Raw genomic sequence first — 17,387 nt, 5'->3', positions numbered from 1 at the left:
CACACCTTACAACATAAGTATGAGTTGCGTCACAGAAGGGGGCTTTACGTGTGGGTAAAGCAAGAAAACCAATTCAAATCGTGATTCTGTTTCTAATTGTTATAGTGGGCGGTTATGCCATCGGTTCCTCTGTATTTGGGGGAAGCGGCAAACCAGAGGAAGGGAGCAAAGCACCTTCCTTTGATTTGCTTGGGCTTGACGGTCTGGCTCATACCCTAGACGAATATAAGGGCAAGACTATTGTGCTTAATTTCTGGGGCTCTTGGTGTGCACCTTGTGTCAAAGAAATGCCGGCTCTCCAAGCGCAATGGGAGAAATGGAAGGACAAAGACGTAGTGGTCTTAGGCATTAATGTGGGCGAAGACCGGATGACTGTCGAGAATTTTGTGAAGCAGGTAAACATCGATTTTCCGATTTTGATGGACACTGGACGTGATGCTGTACGAAGTTATGGTATTTCTCCGCTGCCAACTACCTTATTCATTAATTCCAAGGGTAAAATTGACAACATTCATATCGGCCAGCTTGATTTGAATTCACTTGATGATCAAATTGGGAAGCTGGTGGATTGATGAGTGAACGCGAGGCATTTATAACCAATACCAAATGTGAATGTGGTCACCAGAACCCTGTAGGTACTGTTTTATGCGAAGCATGCGGGAAGCCGGTGGGGAAGGAATCAGACTGGGGCGAGAATTTGGAAATGCGTTACGATGGCGTAGCTCGCCGATCTCAGCGCGTTAACCCGGGGATTATTGATCGGGTGTGGAACTTTTTCTCTTCCGTCAAAATAGCGATCTACCTGATCGTGTTGACACTTATAGGCTCTATGCTGGGGACGATTTTCCCGCAGGAGAGTACTTTTCTTAATATTGATGCCTCAGTTTATTACAAGCAAGAGTACGGAACAGCCGGATATATTTATCACAAACTTGGACTTTCACATACATACGAATCCTGGTGGTTTGTAACTCTACTCGTAATGATCGGCGCTTCACTTGTGATCTGTAGCTTGGATCGAGTACTTCCGCTCTATAAGGCCTTAACCAGACAGAAGATTCGGAAACATCGTCAGTTCTTAACTCGGCAAAAAGCTGTGTTAGTGACTGAAGTACAAGAGGAACCAGAAGCTTGGGTAGCCCGGGTAATTCAGCCTATGCGTAAAAAGGGCTATCGCGTGAAGACGGATGGAGGGGCTCTGCTGGCAGAGAAACATCGCTTCAGCCGCTGGGGACCTTATGTAATACATATTGGCTTAATTATTTTTTTACTTGCTATATTAGCAAGAGGATTGCCGGGACTGAACATGGATCAGCATCTTGCTTTCCCGCAAGGGGAGATCACACAGATTCCGGACACCACCTATTATTTGAAAAATGAGAAATTTACCGTGGAGTTTTATACGGAGGAAGAGATGCCTGAGGAATTTCGCGGCAAAAAAATACTTCCAAAGCTATTCCAGACCCAAGCTGTGCTTTATGAATGCACCGCGGATTGTGGAGACCCTTCGAAGGAACCGCAGCTATCCGAGGTGACGAAACATGATATCCAAGTAAATTCACCTTTGGATTATAAAGGATTGAAAGCGTATCAGTTTGATTATGATCTGACCCCTGTGCTGCGTTCGGTACAGCCTGAGCTTAAGAATTCCACCACTGGCGAGGCGTACGGCAAATTTAAGCTGGACATGAAGAACCCTCAGCGGGCAATTCAGGCGGGTCCTTATACTTTAACTTTGAAAGAAAAGTATATGGATTTTGGTCTAAATGAGGAGGGTCAGCCGATTTCCAAATCACCTTATCCGAATGCACCTGCTTTTTTGTTCCTGATACAAGGTCCGGATCTCCCGGCGGAAGGGCAGCAGTATTTCTATTTTCCTAAACAGGTGGATAAGGCGCAGTTTCAACAGGCTGCCATTAACGATAAGCTTGGCGGGAGCAATAGATTTCTTGAGCTTGAAGTGGACAACATGAGCGACGTTGATTTTTCGGAATCGACTACTTACTTGAATATACGTATTGATCGTGCAATGCCGTTTGTATGGCTAGGTGCAGCAATCGTGATGCTGGGTTTAGTGCTTGGCTTCTACTGGCAGCATAGACGTATCTGGCTTACCGTTGCTAACGGGGAGCTTATCCTCGGAGGACATACGAACAAGAACTGGTTCGGGTTCCGCCGTGAGATCGTTTCTATTTTAGAAAAAGTAGATCTGGTAGTCGATGAAAAATCATTAGATAATGGAGGAGGCCTTTCATGAGCTTGCTCGACATCAGCAGCGCTGTCTTTATTGCCGCATTTTTATTATACAGCGGTTCGTTTATGTTATTCACTATCGCCATCATGGGTCGCAAGTGGTCAGGCCGCAAGCCGGAGGAACATACCGCACGTTGGGGCAAAATTGCTTTTATTTTCTCTTCAATAGGTCTTATCTTTCATCTTATTTATTTCTTTACACGCTGGGCGGGCTCAGGGCATATTCCGGTCAGCAACATGTATGAGTTCATGACTTTTTTATCGATGATGGTGATGGTTGCCTTTACTGTGATGTACGCTATTTATCGTAAGGTAATCTTGGGTCTTTTTGCAGTTCCAATCAGTATTATTGTGATGGCTTATGCCGCAGTATTTCCACAGGAAGTACAGCCGCTGATTCCATCTCTTCAATCGAACTACTTAAAGATTCACGTAACACTGGCTGCACTAGGTGAATCCTTCTTCGCAGTAGGGTTTGCGGCGGGACTGATGTATCTGCTGCGAACAGTCAATTTTTCCAGTAAAGAGAAGGCGGATCGCAAGCAACAGAGGCTGGTCGAATTTACTCTCTTTTCAATCATTGTTATAATTGGGTTTCTGGGTTCTGTTTTTGCATTCCGAGGAGCAGGCTATGAAACTGTTTTTGTCCGTCCGAACGTTACGATTGACAGCCCCGGGCAGGAAAATAGTACAATAGAGAAAGTGAGTTATCGAATGCCGCCGATTGTGGCACCTCACAATAGCGAAATTGAGAGCTTCCAGTCGTTTCTTGGCATAAAAGAACCACTCTTTGAGGCACCATCTTGGATGAATGGTGTAAATGCTGGACGGAAGTTTAATACTGTAATTTGGTCACTCCTTTCGGGATTAATCCTCTACGGAGTTCTTCGCTTGATCGTACGTAAACCGCTGGGCACTGCTTTACACCCAGTGATGGACGGAATTGATGAGGGCGATCTAGATGAGATTACGTATAGGGCGATAGCCATTGGCTTTCCTATTTTCACATTAGGCGCTTTGATCTTTGCAATGATATGGGCGCAAATCGCTTGGGGAAGATTCTGGGGATGGGACCCTAAGGAAGTCTGGGCGCTTGTCACTTGGCTCTTCTATAGCGCTTATCTTCATTTACGTTTGGCTCGTGGATGGCAAGGAAGAAAATCTGCCTGGCTGGCTGTGCTTGGCTTCCTGGTCGTAATGTTTACTCTGGTTGGCGTTAATTTAGTCATCGCCGGACTTCATTCTTACGCGGGGACGGACTGAGCATAGTTTACCTGTTAACGTTGCACAATGGTTTAAAGGTTACGTTCTACTGTATTGATGAAGGGGTTGTAGTGAAATGGCAGATCATTTAAACAGAATTCTGGTAGTGGATGATGAGGAACGCATTCGCCGCCTGCTAAAGATGTATCTTGAAAAAGAAGGTTATGAAATCGATGAAGCGGAAGACGGAGAAATCGCTCTTCGTAAAGCAACAGCAAATGACTACGGTCTAATTTTGCTGGATGTTATGCTGCCTGGCATCGATGGGATGGAAGTGCTGACAAGACTCAGAGGAGTGAAGTCAACACCGGTCTTAATGCTTACAGCGAAAGGCGAAGAGATCAACCGTGTTCAAGGCTTTGAGATGGGCGCAGACGATTACGTTGTGAAGCCCTTCAGTCCACGTGAAGTCATTTACCGGGTGAAGGCTATTATGCGCCGTTCTTCGGCAACTGCTTTCTTGTCCAAGGAGAGCAATTCCAGCAATAACATTGTATTTACTCATCTTATTATTGAACATGATGCTCACCGTGTGACTGCTGGTGGTGAAGAAGTAAGTTTGACACCTAAAGAATATGAACTTCTGCATTATTTGGCTATTTCGCCTGATAAAGTATTTTCTCGTGAAGAACTGCTTAAGGATGTCTGGAATTATGAATTTTTCGGAGATTTGCGTACTGTAGATACTCACGTAAAACGTCTTCGTGAAAAACTGAATAAAGTATCACCGGAATCTGCAGCGATGATTACGACCGTATGGGGCGTAGGCTACAAACTAGAGGTACCTAAATAAGTGAATTTTTGGAGAAGTCTTGTCGGCAAACTGTGGGTTACGATCATCTGCCTGGTCGCTGTCGTGCTTATTACCTTGGGGTTATTTTTGCTTCCCTACATAGACAGTAACTTTGCCAATTCCGGAGATATCAAACGTTTATTTATGTATACTTGTATGATCGGATTTTCTTTGACGACATTTTTTGCGTTGTTTTTGTTTACCAAAATTACTCAGCCGATGCAGCGTGTCATTGAAGCTGCGAATAACATTCGACGGGGTGAATACGGAACAAGGCTTACGCTTGTCACAAGTGATGAAATTGGCCAGTTGGCTACTTCCTTTAACCATATGGCTGAGGAGCTTGAAGAGAACATTCGCAGTCTGCATCATGAGAAGGGGCATCTGTCTAGCGTACTGCGCAGTATGAGCGATGCTGTGATCACCTTTGACATTGAAGGGCAGATTATTTTGACCAATCCGCATGGCCAAGCTCTGCTAGAGAGCTGGAGCGATTTGCAGTGGGAACATGCGAGTGATGCTGAACTCCATCCCGAAACGGCTGAGAGCAGTGTTCCTCCTCCCCTGCGTCCTTTATTTTTAAGCACCTTGAAGCAAGGTGGCGATGACCGCTCCAATGTACATGTACGGCAGGGCGTCTGGTCTGTTCATATGGCACCGTTATATTCTGAAGGCAGCATCCGGGGAGTAGTTGCTGTACTGCGGGATGTGACGGAAGAGGTGCGTTTGGAAAAGATGCGCAGAGACTTCGTAGCTAATGTCTCCCATGAAATCCGCACTCCATTGTCGATGATGCAAGGGTACAGTGAGGCTTTATTGGACGGGATGGCTTCATCCCCCGAAGAAAGCAGTGAGCTGATCCAGGTCATTCATGACGAATCACTGCGTATGGGGCGTCTGGTTAAGGATTTGCTTGATCTTGCCCGAATGGAAGCCGGACATACGGATATGATGAAAGCTCAGGTGGACATGAACGAACTGCTGGAACGAGTCTACCGTAAATTTTCTGTACGTGCGAAAGAGCGCGATATCCATCTTCACTTACAGCAAGAGAGTGATATTGCTGTTCTGAAGGCGGCGGATGAGGATAAACTGGAACAAGTCTTAACCAATTTACTCGATAATGCTTTTCGCCACACACAGGGTGGCAAAAAAATCACGGTTCATACAGGAACTTGTGTATTAGAAGGCCGTCGTTATCTTGAGATTAAAATTCAGGATGAAGGGGTTGGAATTCCACCAGAGGATCTGCCGTATATATTTGACCGCTTCTACAAAGCTGATAAGGCGCGTGTACGGGGAGAATCAGGTGGAACGGGACTTGGGCTTGCGATTGTAAAAAATATTGTAGAGTCGCATCACGGGACCATCTCAGCTTCAAGCAAACTAGGCGAAAGTACAACCTTTACGCTAAGACTTCCTGTCGAAAAACAGTAATTCCAAACACAATGTGTGATAGCGCCTCTGACAGCAGAGGTGCTTTTTGTTGAAACAAACACATTAATCTTGTTCATCGTGGAACATATCTTGTAGGTTTTGCTTGGGAGGGCATAGAATGATTTTATCTTTAGACCAAGGTACTACCAGCTCACGAGCCATATTGTTCGATACGGAGGCTAAATGGGTCTCACAAGGTCAATATGAAGTTAAACAATCCTTCCCCCATCCAAGCTGGGTAGAGCATGACCCTGAGCAAATCTGGGCGTCACAGCTCGCAGCGGCAAGAGATGCGATTGCGCGGGGTGGCATAGCAGTTGAGGAGATCTCTGCCATCGGAATAACCAATCAGAGAGAAACAGCTTTAATCTGGGATAAAATAACGGGCAAACCGATATACCCTGCGATTGTGTGGCAGGACAGGCGTACTGCAGAGCAATGTGAAGAACTTAAAAGTAAAGGGCTGGAGCAAGTTATTGCGAGCAAGACGGGCCTTGTTGTAGATGCTTATTTCTCAGCTACCAAAATCTCCTGGATACTGGATCATGTGGATGGCGCCCGAGAACGGGCGAATCGTGGGGAACTTCTAGCAGGGACGATCGACAGCTGGTTAATTTGGAGACTTACTTGCGGAGCCGTACATGTCACGGATGTTACCAATGCCTCACGTACGATGCTGTTTAATCTTCATGAACGGTGCTGGGATGAAGAGCTAATGGAAGAGCTTCGTATTCCGCGTGCCATCCTGCCAGAAGTAAGAATGTCTGGCGGCGAATTTGGAGTAGCAGACAAACAGTGGTTCGGGGCGGACATTCCAATTCGCTCTGTACTTGGAGATCAACAGGCCGCATTGTTTGGACATACTTGTCTAGAACCCGGCAGTGCCAAAAACACCTATGGTACAGGTTGTTTTATTCTAATGAACACAGGCACAGAAGCTGTAGCCTCCAGTCATGGCTTGTTGACCACTGTAGCTTGGGGTATGGGAGATGAACTCTATTATGCCCTAGAGGGCAGTGTGTTCGTGGCCGGAGCGGCTGTTCAGTGGCTGCAGGAGGGTCTTGGTCTTATAGAGGAGCCAGCAGGCTCAGAAGATAAAGCACGGGAAGTAGAGGACAGTGAAGGGGTTATCGTTGTGCCTGCGTTTACCGGACTCGGGGCACCCTATTGGGATATGTATGCCCGTGGAGCTATATTTGGCCTTACTAGAGGCACTACCTCAGGACATCTGGTACGAGCTACATTGGAGTCCTTAGCCTTTCAATCTAGAGATGTAATAGGAGCTATGGAAAAAGACGCAGGCATGCCATTGACCGGCCTTCGTGTGGATGGCGGAGCTGTGCGTAACGATTTGCTGATGCAATTCCAGTCTGATATCCTGGGCAGTGAGGTTACTAGAACAACCTATGCGGAGACAACAGCTTTGGGTGCGGCGCTTCTGGCCGGGTTAACGTCCGGAGTCTGGACACGTGCCCAGCTAGAGAGCTTCAACAAGGCTGAGAGGGTCTTCTCGCCTGAGATGGGTATTACTGAGCGGGAAGGTCGTTACAACGCCTGGAAGGACGCTGTAGCGCGTACCATGGGTTGGGAGAAGCATGAAGGATATCAGTGATAAAGGAGCTGTATATATCTATGGTTAACGGAACCGAATCTGATCTGCCGGGCGGACTATCTAAGCCGGCGCTTCGAGCCCTGTATGGGGCTGGATATGTTCAGCTTCAACAATTCAGCAAGCTTACTGAAGCAGAGCTTCTGCAGCTACATGGATTGGGGCCAAAGGCGATCGTCCTATTACGGAGTGCTCTCGCGGAAAAGGGACTCACCTTTGCAAGTAAGTCCTGATGTTGCGTTCATATTTATATTAAAAAACGGCAAGCTTAGGTGAATCCCTAGCTTGCCGCTTTTTGTTATACAGCTCCTAATATTCAATAACAAATGCTACATTTTGCCAACCGGCGCCCACTGTCCAGAACAGGACTTTATCACCACGTTCGATCTTTCCAGTAGTTACAGCTTTATGTAGAGCAATAAATGGGCTGCTGGTAGAGGTATATCCGAATTCATCCCCTATGTATACCGCTACATTGCGATCAATGCCGACTTTCTCACACATCTCTAAGATATTAGGCAATGAAAACTGTGAGAAGCAGGCTGCTTTAATGGCTTCAGGCGCGATATTGTTGTTAGACAGTAGAGTACGAATAGACTCAGAAGCAGCATCTATACAAATGGAATTATCAAAAGGAATAAACTTCACATTAAACTCTCCAGCCGCCACACCTTGTTTACCCAGTTTAGCCAGGCCTGCGCACGGGAACTTGGAATTATCGCAAACACAAGGATCCGTTTGGTAGATAGAGTCAATGAAACCGACCACATCCTCAGCTTGTTCAAGAATGACTGCCGCCGCTGCATCACCGAAGTTAGCGTAATAGACTGGATCATTCTTATCGGCATGAGGGGTTACATAATCGGAGCCGATGACCAACGCTCGTTTAATCCTAGGATTCGCTTGCATCTGACGGCTAACCTGTTCCACAGAAGCCGTCATACCCGCACAATTAGCATTACTGTCAATGCAGATCGTATGGGATGCGCCTTTGATCAAACGGTGAATCATTAATGAGTTGGTAGGAAAGATATACTCAGGAGTTTGACTTGCATAGGCAATAAGGTCGATATCGGCACCTGTGAGACCACTTTTCTCCAGAACATTCCTGGCAGCCTCAAAAGCCATCGTAAGGGAATTCTCATCCGCATCCTTAATACTATACCGTGTAATACGACCTAATGCGGATAATAGACCTCGAATATCAATGCCTTTTTCGTCAAAATGCTTAATGAAAAAGTCGTTACCAACTATATTGCTGGGATGATAGATATCAATGCCTTTAATACGAATTCCGGTCATAATACGCCTCCAGGAAAGCAGTAAAATGTGGCCTACATATTAAGATTAAAAGATCTAGACTGTAACCGCAGAAATGATCTCGATGTTATCGAGTCCAGCTTTACGGCCAAGACGGGAAAGCTGCATTTTGAGGATCGGGTTATTTTCAAGCGTTAGATTTACTTTTACAAATCCATCATTCTTAAACATTACAAAGCAGCTTTCTAAAAGAGGTACAACATCTGGTGCAGTTACATTTAGCTTTCTGCAGTCGATTTTTAGTTCATAGTCAGCTGGAGTAATTGGATTGATAGTTTGTTGATAAGCTTGAATAGATTTTAGACCATCTTCTTCAGAAAATGTTCCATCTAACTCAATGTTAATAACCTTGTTTGTAGTGTCTGTCTTCAAAACGAAACTTCCCATGCCTAAATCTCTCCCATAGATTGAATTTGTCCAAAACAGTTCGACTGCAATATCCAGCCATGTATATCCATTTAGCTGTTTTATAAAAGTCAAAATTCGACACTATACAGCAAGTAATGGGATATTCCGACTCTATTATAGGCATATTTTTCAAGTGTATGCAATAATAAAGTCGAATTTTGTATATTGTTGTCGAACTGTTGGGTTATTGGATTTCTTCTATGGTTGCAAGCAGGATATTAAAAGCTGTGATGATTCTAGGTGCCCCTATAACGGGTACTAAGTGTAATAGAATACCTTTAAGCTGTTCTACGGTAACTCCAACACGAAGGGCCATGACATAATGAACGCCCAACTGTTCGAATTGTCCCATTGAAATTAAAGATGAAATGACTGCGATTTCCTTCCAGTCAGGGGCTATAGTATTACGTTGAAAAATATCGCCATAGGCATTCCCCATAATAAATTCAGCCAAGTCAGGGAAGTGGTCTTTAATTGGAGCTAGTGCTTTTGCGCCATAGTCTCCTGATAGATTCGTGAAGTGGTTGAGACCACTGTTGATATTTTCCTTCATGGTTAGCCTCCTAGTTTAGGTTCAAAGTACGGTGTGCAGTCGGAGGGACTTCATCACGGTCTGTTAGTAGTTCAATAACGGCAACATGGTTTAGAGCTACCGCATCTTTAATTGCAGCTGTGAATTCATCCGCAGTCTCGCATTTGTAGCCTTTAGCACCTAGAGATTCAGCGAATTTCACGGCGTCCATTGGTACTTCATATAGAGTTCCATCGATACGACCTGTGGTTTTCTCCATACCCTTAAGAGCCATATCTAGTTGCTTATTATTGACCACGATAAAGATGACAGGGATATCTTTGCAGACAGCGGTGTTAATCTCAGCGCCGAGCATCATGAAACAACCATCACCTGTAATGCAGAGGACAGTTTCTTCAGGAGCTGCAACTTTTGCACCAATAGCCATGCCGATCGAATTACCCATGCAAGCAAAATACGCATCAAAAACAAAGCTGCCCGGTTTCTTAACCTTGTACCATTTTGCAGCGTGGAATCCATGACTTCCATCATCAACGAAAATTGAATTATTATAAGGGATCAAATCACTTAAAGTGCTCATTACCGAAGCAAGGGAAAGATTCTTGAGGGTTGGAAGCTCTTCTGAATAATCCGTATCGGCCAAAGCCTCACGTTTGGTGATTGTGCTTGGGTCAATATGATTTAGGCAGTGCACCAAATTATCGCGCAGGTCCCCGGTGACCGGTATCGTTTTGGACAATAGTATTTTTCCGACAAAGGTTGGATCAATATCAAATTGAATTAAAGTTGCTGGATGATTCTCCCGTTTAAGATTACAGATGGTCATATCACTTAAACGTGATCCAAGCACTATAAATAAATCGCTTTTATTCAATAAATCGTCCCCGTGGGTCGAACCGCCAACGCCAATAGGACCATGATAGAGTGGGTGATCCCAGACTATAGCCCCTTTTCCACCAGGAGATGTTACTACAGGAATATTAAAAGTTTCTGCGAGTTGAACAAGCTCTTTATGTGCTCCGGAGCGGTTAATTCCTTTACCCGCAATAATCAAAGGATTCTTAGCAGCTTGAATAGCATCGATGACTCTATCGATATTAGCTAGACTAATTAGAGATTCTCTTTCTGGGATTACTATATTGCATTCTTCCAATACTTCAGTTTGTACATCAAAAGGAATACAAAGATGAACAGGACCCCGTTTGGTCAGGGCCACAGAAATCGCATGATTAAAAATAGTACCAAAGTGATCCCCACGTTCAACCAATTTACTGAACAAGGTAGCAGGTCTGAACATATCAGCTAAATCAGCCAGAAAAGAGGTGGAGTCCTGACATTGAGGAATTCCAAGCTCTGTAATGGATTGGTGGCCGGTAATAAATAGGACAGGTAGGTTGTTAGCTTTCGCATGTGCTGCTGCTGTAAGCAGGTTAGTTCCCCCAGGACCCGAAGTACCAAATGCTACGCCTAGGTTACCCGTTTTCAGCGCATACCCTGCTGCTTCGAATCCGGAGCTTGCTTCATGTCTGCCGGGAATAAATTCAATACCGTAATCCACCATCTTTAGAACAATTGGACAAATGGATTTGCCAATGATCCCAAAAGAATGTGTGACTCCAAGGTTACGTAGTGCTTCCGCCATGTAATCTGCGACTGTCTTCAAAAGAAACACCTCACAAGTTTTTTGATATATATTAGTTATTAATCTACCGAATAGATACGATAGATCAATATACTCAAAAAGTAAAAACCTGTGCTCTATAGTAAGCACAGGTTGGTGGCATAAGGCGCCGCTAAGACTGAACAATAGTTCAGCCGTCCTGGTTCCTCTGCAACCTGGCAATCATGGCCTCAAACGAAAAAATGAGGCTGTAGATCCATGGTTTTGCGTCATCCTCTTTCGAGGATTTTGCCAATATTAATTTATAGTTGATAAGAATAATTTTCCTTTACAATATATTCCTCATTAATTTTTGTCAACATAATCCGCTAAAAAAACTCGAAATTTGACGAAAGTCTTGTCCAAGAGATGAAGTTTTGCCTCGCGAAAAAAACTGCCACCTAAGACTCAGCTTAGGTGGCAGTTGATAGTTTTGAACTAGAATTTAAAGATATGAATGGTTTTTTGCAGATTAAATACGGCCTGGGTCATTTTTTCCGTTTCTTCTGCAACAGACTGCAGGGCATTAATCTGTTCATTCATAGCCGCCGATACCTCTTCCGTGCCAGCAGCAGTTTCTTCGGTGATTGCTGAGATATTCTCAATTGCACTGGAAATTTTCAAGGCACTTTCTAGCATAAGATCACTCTCCGCAGAGAATGAAGAGATTTGCTCGGTAATGTACTGCACGCTTTGTACAATTTGTGCGAAAATATGGGCAGATTGAGTGATCATTTCATTCTGAACCTGCACAACCTCTTCATTGATGGCAATATTATCGATGGCTTGTTTAATATCTGACTCAATGCTGCGGACCAAGCCGAATACTTCTTTTGTGGATGCCGTAGATTCTTCAGCAAGCTTGCGGACCTCTTGAGCTACAACGGCAAAACCCCGACCATGCTCTCCGGCACGAGCAGCTTCGATGGAGGCATTCAGTGACAGCAGGTTGGTCTGCTCAGCGATCTCTGTGATGGTCTTGGTGATCATCGTAATCCCGCGGGCATTTTGTGAGAGAGCTTCAATAGTATCAGCCACTTTTTGTGTAGCCTCTATGTTTTTACGCATGCCTTCAGCCTGTGTATCTACGGATTGGCGCCCTTGCTCAACAAGTTCTAAGGTATGTATTGAACGTCTGTTCATTTCTTTGGTGGAGTTCGTATAATTGGATACTTTGGTCTCAATGTCTTTAATGGATTCTGTCATATCAGCGATATCCGTAGATATTTCATTTGCACCAAGAGCGAGCTCAGTAGAAGAAGAGGCTACTTGTGCCATGACAATTTTCAGGTTCTGGTTCTTATCTTCGATTCCGCGGCTTGCATCCATAACTTGACGGGTGATCTGCGATGCATCGGTCAGAATCTTCTTGAGCTTATCAATCATTGTGTTAAAGGAGCGGCTTACGTCACCCATTGAGCCATTTTCGTCCGCTCTGCTAGTGAAATCGCCCTTCGAAATACTGTGAGATACATTAGCAATATCATCAAAAGATGATGTAAGCGTTCTCTCCACGAAGCGAGCAACAGGTAAAGTCAGACCTGCAAGAACAACTACTAGTATAATTCCTACGAGAAATTGACCTAGAATCATTAACGTAACTAAGACAGGAATAGCAAACAGTGCGGCAACGAGGTAACATCCGGCAACAATTCTTTGTTTTAACGGAAGTTTGTGCATCCAGCTCATTGGTAAAATGTCCCCCTTATTAAATTTTATGTAATGGTGTTATTATAGGGGATTTATAGGTCATTGGTCTATAGAGAAGTGTCATAAATCTTCTTTAAGTAGTAGATATTTAGAATTCATGTCAAAATTCCTCATATATTGTGGAAATTGTTTTAATAGCAGACTTTACCATCCCTACTAGTTCGATAGGAGCTAAAACAATAACTGAAGGAGAGAAAGAGAGTACGATACGACAGGCAGATTCTATAGCATTAAACTCGGCCTCCACGTTCATCCACCCAGTATTAGCAGAGGGTTCTACTAAAGTTATAGTTACATATCTTTCACGCTGTAATTCTTTAAGAATAGACTCATTCACCTTTAAGTTCACTACATATTTTGGCAGTGCTGCTTTAAAAGCTAAAGTCGATTGTTCCCAGTAGCTTTTTAAATCAAAAGCCTCAGGTCTGACAAATGATTCATAAGTTGCGTCAGCTTGTATTAATCTCGACACGCGAAAAGTCCGCATTTCACCCTCGGTTCGTGCCACTACATACCAAACTCCACGTTTTGCGACTAACCCGAGAGGTTCAATGAAACGCTCCTTCATCTCGTCATTCCGTGGGTAAGTGATCTTCACTTTACGGTCTTCCCAAACAGCTTCCTGCAGGACAGATAGGAACGGATATGTCTCGTCGGAAGGGTGCCAGCTGGCACCATCTATATGAATGCGTTGGCTCAGGTAACTGGCTGGATTATTCGGCCTGGATGGGGAAGCAGCCTCCAGCTTAAGCACGGCAGAAGAGAAGTCGTTTTGTATACCCAGATCTTTTAAGATTGAGGAGTCTGCGGACAGCAGCAGAGTAGCAATTTCTGAGGGCTTCATACCCGTTAAGGAGGTCCGGTATCCTTCTGTGAGCATCCAACCTCCTTCGCGTCCCCGTTCGGCAAGAATCGGTATTCCCGCTGTACATAAGGCTTCCATATCTCTAAACACAGTTCGTTCAGACACTTCTAAGGTCTGGGCTAGCTCACGGGACGTCATCTTTCCACGATTTTGCAGCAAAAGTAAGATGGATAACAAACGATCGGCTCTCATTAAGGGAACATTCCTCCTCCTAATAAATGTTAGTTAGTTCTTAATTAATTATTATATTATATATGTCAGTTGGTGTCATATTAAAGAATTATACTTATATAAGGTAAGGATTAAATACAGAACATTTAGAGAAAAACAAGTGTAGAAAGGATTGAGAACATGACTTTAAAAGGAAAAGTAGCATTGGTCACCGGAGGCAGCAGAGGTGCTGGTAGAGGAATTGCATTGGAGCTGGCAAGGAAAGGTGCATTCGTTTATATTACGGGCAGAACGACAGAGGCTTCTGGCATAGAGCATAGCAAGCGGAGCATTGATAACGTACTTAGGGAAATAAAAGCGGAGGGAGGGTCCGGCAGCGCCATACGATGTGATCATACAAAAGATCAGGAGACAGAGGCGGTCATTCGCCAGATTGCTTCAGAGCAAGGAAAGCTTGATATTATAGTCAATAATGTATGGGGCGGCAACGATTTACCTATTGAGCAGAAGTCTTTCTGGGAGCTTCCTACAGCGCATTGGGACAATATGTTTAATGCGGGTGTGAGGGCACAGTTGATAACAAATTATTATGCAATACCATTAATGCGTGAGGCAAAAGCTGGCGGTCTAATCATCCACACAACCTTTTGGGATCATTACAAATATCTAGGAAATTTCTATTATGATCTTTCTAAAAATACACTTGTGCGTATGGCCTACGGGTTATCGAATGAGCTTAAAGAGGACAACATTGCAGTTATTCCGCTTACTCCGGGCTGGATGAGGACAGAGGCGGTGTTGGAGAGCATGAACACGGATGAGGAGCATTGGCATGAGGTTGAAGAATTGCAGATGACTGAATCCACAACCTATATCGGTAGAGCAGCCGCTGCTCTAGCAGCCGATCCTAAGGTTATGTCTATAACCGGACAACCGCAGCAGGTTGCTAAGCTGGCTGAAAAGTATGGATTTACAGACATCGATGGTCGGACTGTTCCCGCATTCTTAGTCTAAACAGCAAACTTGATCTGTTTGATCCCATATGTGCGTATGAAGCAGTATAGGACACAGCTGATCTATAATGCAGCATTTTCGTATATTTAGAACGCTATCGGTCCCCAGAGACGCTATTGATAGGCAAAACACCTGATTTAGCTCCTTTTTGAGGAATAGTGGCACTAGAGTCCGAAACCCTGCTTCAAAGGCGAAATTATTGCATATAGGGTCATCTGGGTCCGTAACCTCAAGGGTGTCCGTAAGCCTCCACGAGGGAACTCGATTCGGTGTTGTAAATGAAGCCGAAACAGGTCGACGATCAACAACAAAAGCAGCGAAACTCCTAAAAGGGGAGGATCGCTGCTCTGTTGTTTGATTTCTATCGTATTGCTTACAGAAGAATGATTTCTTCGGCAGTGTTGATTTCTGGCAGGCCAGCAAGCTTCACAAGCACATGAGTAGGTACAGCTTTATCAACGGTCAGCAGCATGATTGCTTCGCCACCAACGATTTTACGTCCCACTTGCATGGAAGCGATATTGACATCATTTTCGCCCAGCAATGTGCCCACAAGTCCGATAATCCCTGGTTTGTCGTTATGGGATACTACAATTTGATGTCCTTCAGGAGCGATATCAACCGGGAACTTGTTCACTTGAACAATTCTTTCTCCATAACCTTGCAGCAATGTTCCGGCTACGAGACGTTCTTGGTCGTGATCTGTTTTAAGGGTCACGGTAATCAGATTAGTGAAGCCTTTAGTTTTGGAAGCTTTAGTTATTACTACATTAACGTCGCGTGTTTTTGCCAAGTGCATGGAGTTAACGATGTTAACATCCTCAGCGAAGTGGCGGGAGAGCACGCCTTTCACAATATAGCGGGTAAGTGGTTGGGTATCGACATCTGACAGATCACCCGCATACTCAACATGGATTTCACGAATAGCACTATCTGTAATCTGGGTAACAAAGCTGCCCAGCTTCTCACCAAGTGTGAAGTAAGGCTGGAGTTTGTTCATTACGCTTGGAGCAACTGGAGGAATATTTACAGCATTGATGAACGGTTCATTACGCAGAATATGCAGTACTTGTTCCGATACATCGATCGCTACATTCTCCTGAGCTTCAATTGTAGAAGCGCCCAAGTGAGGAGTCACGATAATTTTTGGATGCGACAAGAATGGGTGATCTGCTTGTGGCGGTTCTTTTTCGAATACGTCAAATGCAGCGCCAGCAACAATACCGCTATCAATAGCTTCTACTAACGCCATTTCATCAATTACACCACCACGGGCACAGTTGATGATGCGCATTCCCTTTTTCATCACTTCAAATTGCGGGCGGGAAATCATATGGCGTGTTTCCGGAGTAAGTGGAGTGTGCACAGTAATGAAGTCTGCTCCGCGGACTACATCGTCAACGGAAGCTAATTTTACTTCCAGTTTCTCAGCACGCTCAGCAGTTAAGAAAGGATCAAAAGCAAGGATTTCCATGCCGAAAGCTTTGGCACGTTTTGCCACTTCGCTACCGATTCTGCCCATTCCCAGTACACCTAATGTTTTGCCGCGGAGTTCTACACCCACGAAGGTTTTTCTATCCCAGGTTCCACCAATTGTTTTTGCATAAGCTTGTGGAATGTGACGGGCCAAAGCCATCATCATTGCAAAAGCATGCTCACAAGTTGTAATGGTATTTCCATCAGGAGCGTTGATAACAACAACCCCACGTTGAGTAGCAGCTTCCAGCTTGATATTATCTACACCCACACCTGCACGACCAATGACCTTTAAGTTTTTTCCAGCTTCGATAATTTTTTCAGTTACTGTAGTTTGACTGCGGACGAGTAGACCATCATATTCACCGATGATTGCAACGAGCTCATCTTCACTGAGACCTGTTTTTTTGTCTACAACTACATCTGTTGCGTCCATCAATTGCTGAATGCCCAAATCACTGATTGGATCCGATACTAATACTTTAAACATGGTTTCTTATCCCCCTTAAAGTTGAAAAGCTTTATATGTCGAGGACGCCCTGATGGGCAGTCCACAATACCAGAAGGTTCACGAACTAGTAGAGAAAAACATGTAATAATAGTAGATCAACGCGGTGTCGCACAAAAGAAACAGCGTGCAAGAGTACCGCGAAATCGGTAACTTTGGGCATAAGGTAGTATTTATGGGGGATTAGGGAATTAAAAAAACTCCCAACCCCATACTACTGCCGTAGTAAGGGACGAGAGTTATCTTCGTGGTACCACCCTAATTCACTGCAACTTGGAAGAAGCAGCCTCATTGGCCTGCATAGGCCACACTGTTAACGGAGTTGATCCGATTGTACCTACTTTAAGGTTCGATACAATATCTCAGGA

Annotated in this window: 15 protein-coding genes, 1 riboswitch and 1 other annotated feature (1 of these 17 only partly in view); of the genes, 8 read left to right on the top strand and 7 right to left on the bottom strand. The window is 44.4% G+C overall.

Going from position 1 to position 17,387, the window contains the following annotated elements; translation table 11 throughout:
• Positions 1–50 precede the first annotated feature (50 nt).
• The 7 genes from NYE58_RS25145 to NYE58_RS25115 all read left to right on the top strand — a co-directional run bounded on the left by NYE58_RS25145 (position 51) and on the right by NYE58_RS25115 (position 7,588).
• Positions 51–572, top strand: a complete 522-nt coding sequence (locus NYE58_RS25145) for a redoxin domain-containing protein (RefSeq protein ID WP_038572444.1) — start codon at positions 51–53, stop codon at positions 570–572.
• Positions 572–2,257: a cytochrome c biogenesis protein ResB gene (resB, locus tag NYE58_RS25140; RefSeq protein ID WP_341003292.1), complete on the top strand. Its 1,686-nt coding sequence runs from the start codon at positions 572–574 to the stop codon at positions 2,255–2,257. Before NYE58_RS25145 ends, resB begins: the two co-directional genes overlap by 1 nt.
• Positions 2,254–3,516, top strand: coding sequence for a cytochrome c biogenesis protein CcsA (gene ccsA, locus NYE58_RS25135; RefSeq protein ID WP_036676173.1), 1,263 nt, complete (start codon positions 2,254–2,256; stop codon positions 3,514–3,516). The genes resB and ccsA overlap by 4 nt, the downstream gene beginning before the upstream one ends.
• Positions 3,517–3,592: 76 nt before the next feature.
• Complete coding sequence (locus tag NYE58_RS25130; RefSeq protein ID WP_036676174.1) at positions 3,593–4,309, top strand: response regulator transcription factor; 717 nt, start codon at positions 3,593–3,595, stop codon at positions 4,307–4,309.
• Entirely contained in the window at positions 4,310–5,746 is a 1,437-nt protein-coding gene (locus NYE58_RS25125) for an ATP-binding protein (protein WP_076127471.1), read from the top strand. It abuts the gene before it with no gap.
• A 118-nt stretch (positions 5,747–5,864) separates the two neighbouring features.
• Complete coding sequence (gene glpK, locus NYE58_RS25120; RefSeq protein WP_076218816.1) at positions 5,865–7,358, top strand: glycerol kinase GlpK; 1,494 nt, start codon at positions 5,865–5,867, stop codon at positions 7,356–7,358.
• A 20-nt stretch (positions 7,359–7,378) separates the two neighbouring features.
• Positions 7,379–7,588 (top strand): DNA-binding protein, encoded by a 210-nt coding sequence (locus NYE58_RS25115; RefSeq protein WP_341003291.1) that lies wholly within the window; start codon positions 7,379–7,381, stop codon positions 7,586–7,588.
• 76 nt (positions 7,589–7,664) lie between these two features.
• Here NYE58_RS25115 and NYE58_RS25110 read toward each other — a convergent pair whose 3' ends face one another.
• From NYE58_RS25110 to NYE58_RS25085, 6 genes are all read right to left on the bottom strand, one after another.
• Positions 7,665–8,657 carry a ketoacyl-ACP synthase III gene (locus NYE58_RS25110; RefSeq protein ID WP_076127476.1) on the bottom strand — a complete coding sequence of 331 codons (993 nt, stop codon included), beginning with the start codon at positions 8,655–8,657 and terminating at the stop codon, positions 7,665–7,667.
• A 54-nt stretch (positions 8,658–8,711) separates the two neighbouring features.
• Positions 8,712–9,155 carry a hypothetical protein gene (locus NYE58_RS25105; protein ID WP_248548483.1) on the bottom strand — a complete coding sequence of 148 codons (444 nt, stop codon included), beginning with the start codon at positions 9,153–9,155 and terminating at the stop codon, positions 8,712–8,714.
• A gap of 112 nt (positions 9,156–9,267) precedes the next feature.
• Complete coding sequence (locus NYE58_RS25100; protein ID WP_036676184.1) at positions 9,268–9,636, bottom strand: carboxymuconolactone decarboxylase family protein; 369 nt, start codon at positions 9,634–9,636, stop codon at positions 9,268–9,270.
• Positions 9,637–9,646: 10 nt separating this feature from the next.
• Complete coding sequence (locus NYE58_RS25095) at positions 9,647–11,287, bottom strand: thiamine pyrophosphate-binding protein (protein ID WP_143761901.1); 1,641 nt, start codon at positions 11,285–11,287, stop codon at positions 9,647–9,649.
• Between the two features lie 155 nt (positions 11,288–11,442).
• Positions 11,443–11,539, bottom strand: a riboswitch (cyclic di-GMP riboswitch).
• A gap of 174 nt (positions 11,540–11,713) precedes the next feature.
• The gene (locus tag NYE58_RS25090; protein WP_036676188.1) at positions 11,714–12,964 is read right to left on the bottom strand and encodes a methyl-accepting chemotaxis protein; all 1,251 of its coding nucleotides are present in this window, start codon (positions 12,962–12,964) and stop codon (positions 11,714–11,716) included.
• A 121-nt stretch (positions 12,965–13,085) separates the two neighbouring features.
• Positions 13,086–14,042, bottom strand: coding sequence for a helix-turn-helix transcriptional regulator (locus tag NYE58_RS25085; protein WP_076127480.1), 957 nt, complete (start codon positions 14,040–14,042; stop codon positions 13,086–13,088).
• A 159-nt stretch (positions 14,043–14,201) separates the two neighbouring features.
• On the opposite strand from NYE58_RS25085, the gene NYE58_RS25080 reads away from it, so the two are divergent.
• Entirely contained in the window at positions 14,202–15,035 is an 834-nt protein-coding gene (locus tag NYE58_RS25080; RefSeq protein ID WP_076276707.1) for an SDR family NAD(P)-dependent oxidoreductase, read from the top strand.
• 373 nt (positions 15,036–15,408) lie between these two features.
• Here NYE58_RS25080 and serA read toward each other — a convergent pair whose 3' ends face one another.
• Entirely contained in the window at positions 15,409–17,001 is a 1,593-nt protein-coding gene (gene serA, locus NYE58_RS25075; protein ID WP_036676193.1) for a phosphoglycerate dehydrogenase, read from the bottom strand.
• Positions 17,002–17,244: 243 nt separating this feature from the next.
• Positions 17,245–17,387: a binding site (T-box leader), on the bottom strand; it runs 88 nt beyond the window's last position.

The sequence above is a fragment of the Paenibacillus sp. FSL L8-0708 genome (genome assembly GCF_038009325.1).
Classification (GTDB): domain Bacteria; phylum Bacillota; class Bacilli; order Paenibacillales; family Paenibacillaceae; genus Paenibacillus_AQ; species Paenibacillus_AQ odorifer.
Note: the sequence above shows the minus strand (reverse complement) of the source record. Positions and strands in the feature narration are given on the sequence as shown.

Coding starts and splice junctions, on each gene's coding strand:
- resB (WP_341003292.1), top strand. CDS start 572: ATGAGTGAACGCGAGGCATTTATAACCAATACCAAATGTGAATGTGGT.
- ccsA (WP_036676173.1), top strand. CDS start 2,254: ATGAGCTTGCTCGACATCAGCAGCGCTGTCTTTATTGCCGCATTTTTA.
- NYE58_RS25130 (WP_036676174.1), top strand. CDS start 3,593: ATGGCAGATCATTTAAACAGAATTCTGGTAGTGGATGATGAGGAACGC.
- glpK (WP_076218816.1), top strand. CDS start 5,865: ATGATTTTATCTTTAGACCAAGGTACTACCAGCTCACGAGCCATATTG.
- NYE58_RS25115 (WP_341003291.1), top strand. CDS start 7,379: ATGGTTAACGGAACCGAATCTGATCTGCCGGGCGGACTATCTAAGCCG.
- NYE58_RS25110 (WP_076127476.1), bottom strand. CDS start 8,657: ATGACCGGAATTCGTATTAAAGGCATTGATATCTATCATCCCAGCAAT.
- NYE58_RS25100 (WP_036676184.1), bottom strand. CDS start 9,636: ATGAAGGAAAATATCAACAGTGGTCTCAACCACTTCACGAATCTATCA.
- NYE58_RS25090 (WP_036676188.1), bottom strand. CDS start 12,964: ATGAGCTGGATGCACAAACTTCCGTTAAAACAAAGAATTGTTGCCGGA.
- NYE58_RS25085 (WP_076127480.1), bottom strand. CDS start 14,042: ATGAGAGCCGATCGTTTGTTATCCATCTTACTTTTGCTGCAAAATCGT.
- NYE58_RS25080 (WP_076276707.1), top strand. CDS start 14,202: ATGACTTTAAAAGGAAAAGTAGCATTGGTCACCGGAGGCAGCAGAGGT.
- serA (WP_036676193.1), bottom strand. CDS start 17,001: ATGTTTAAAGTATTAGTATCGGATCCAATCAGTGATTTGGGCATTCAG.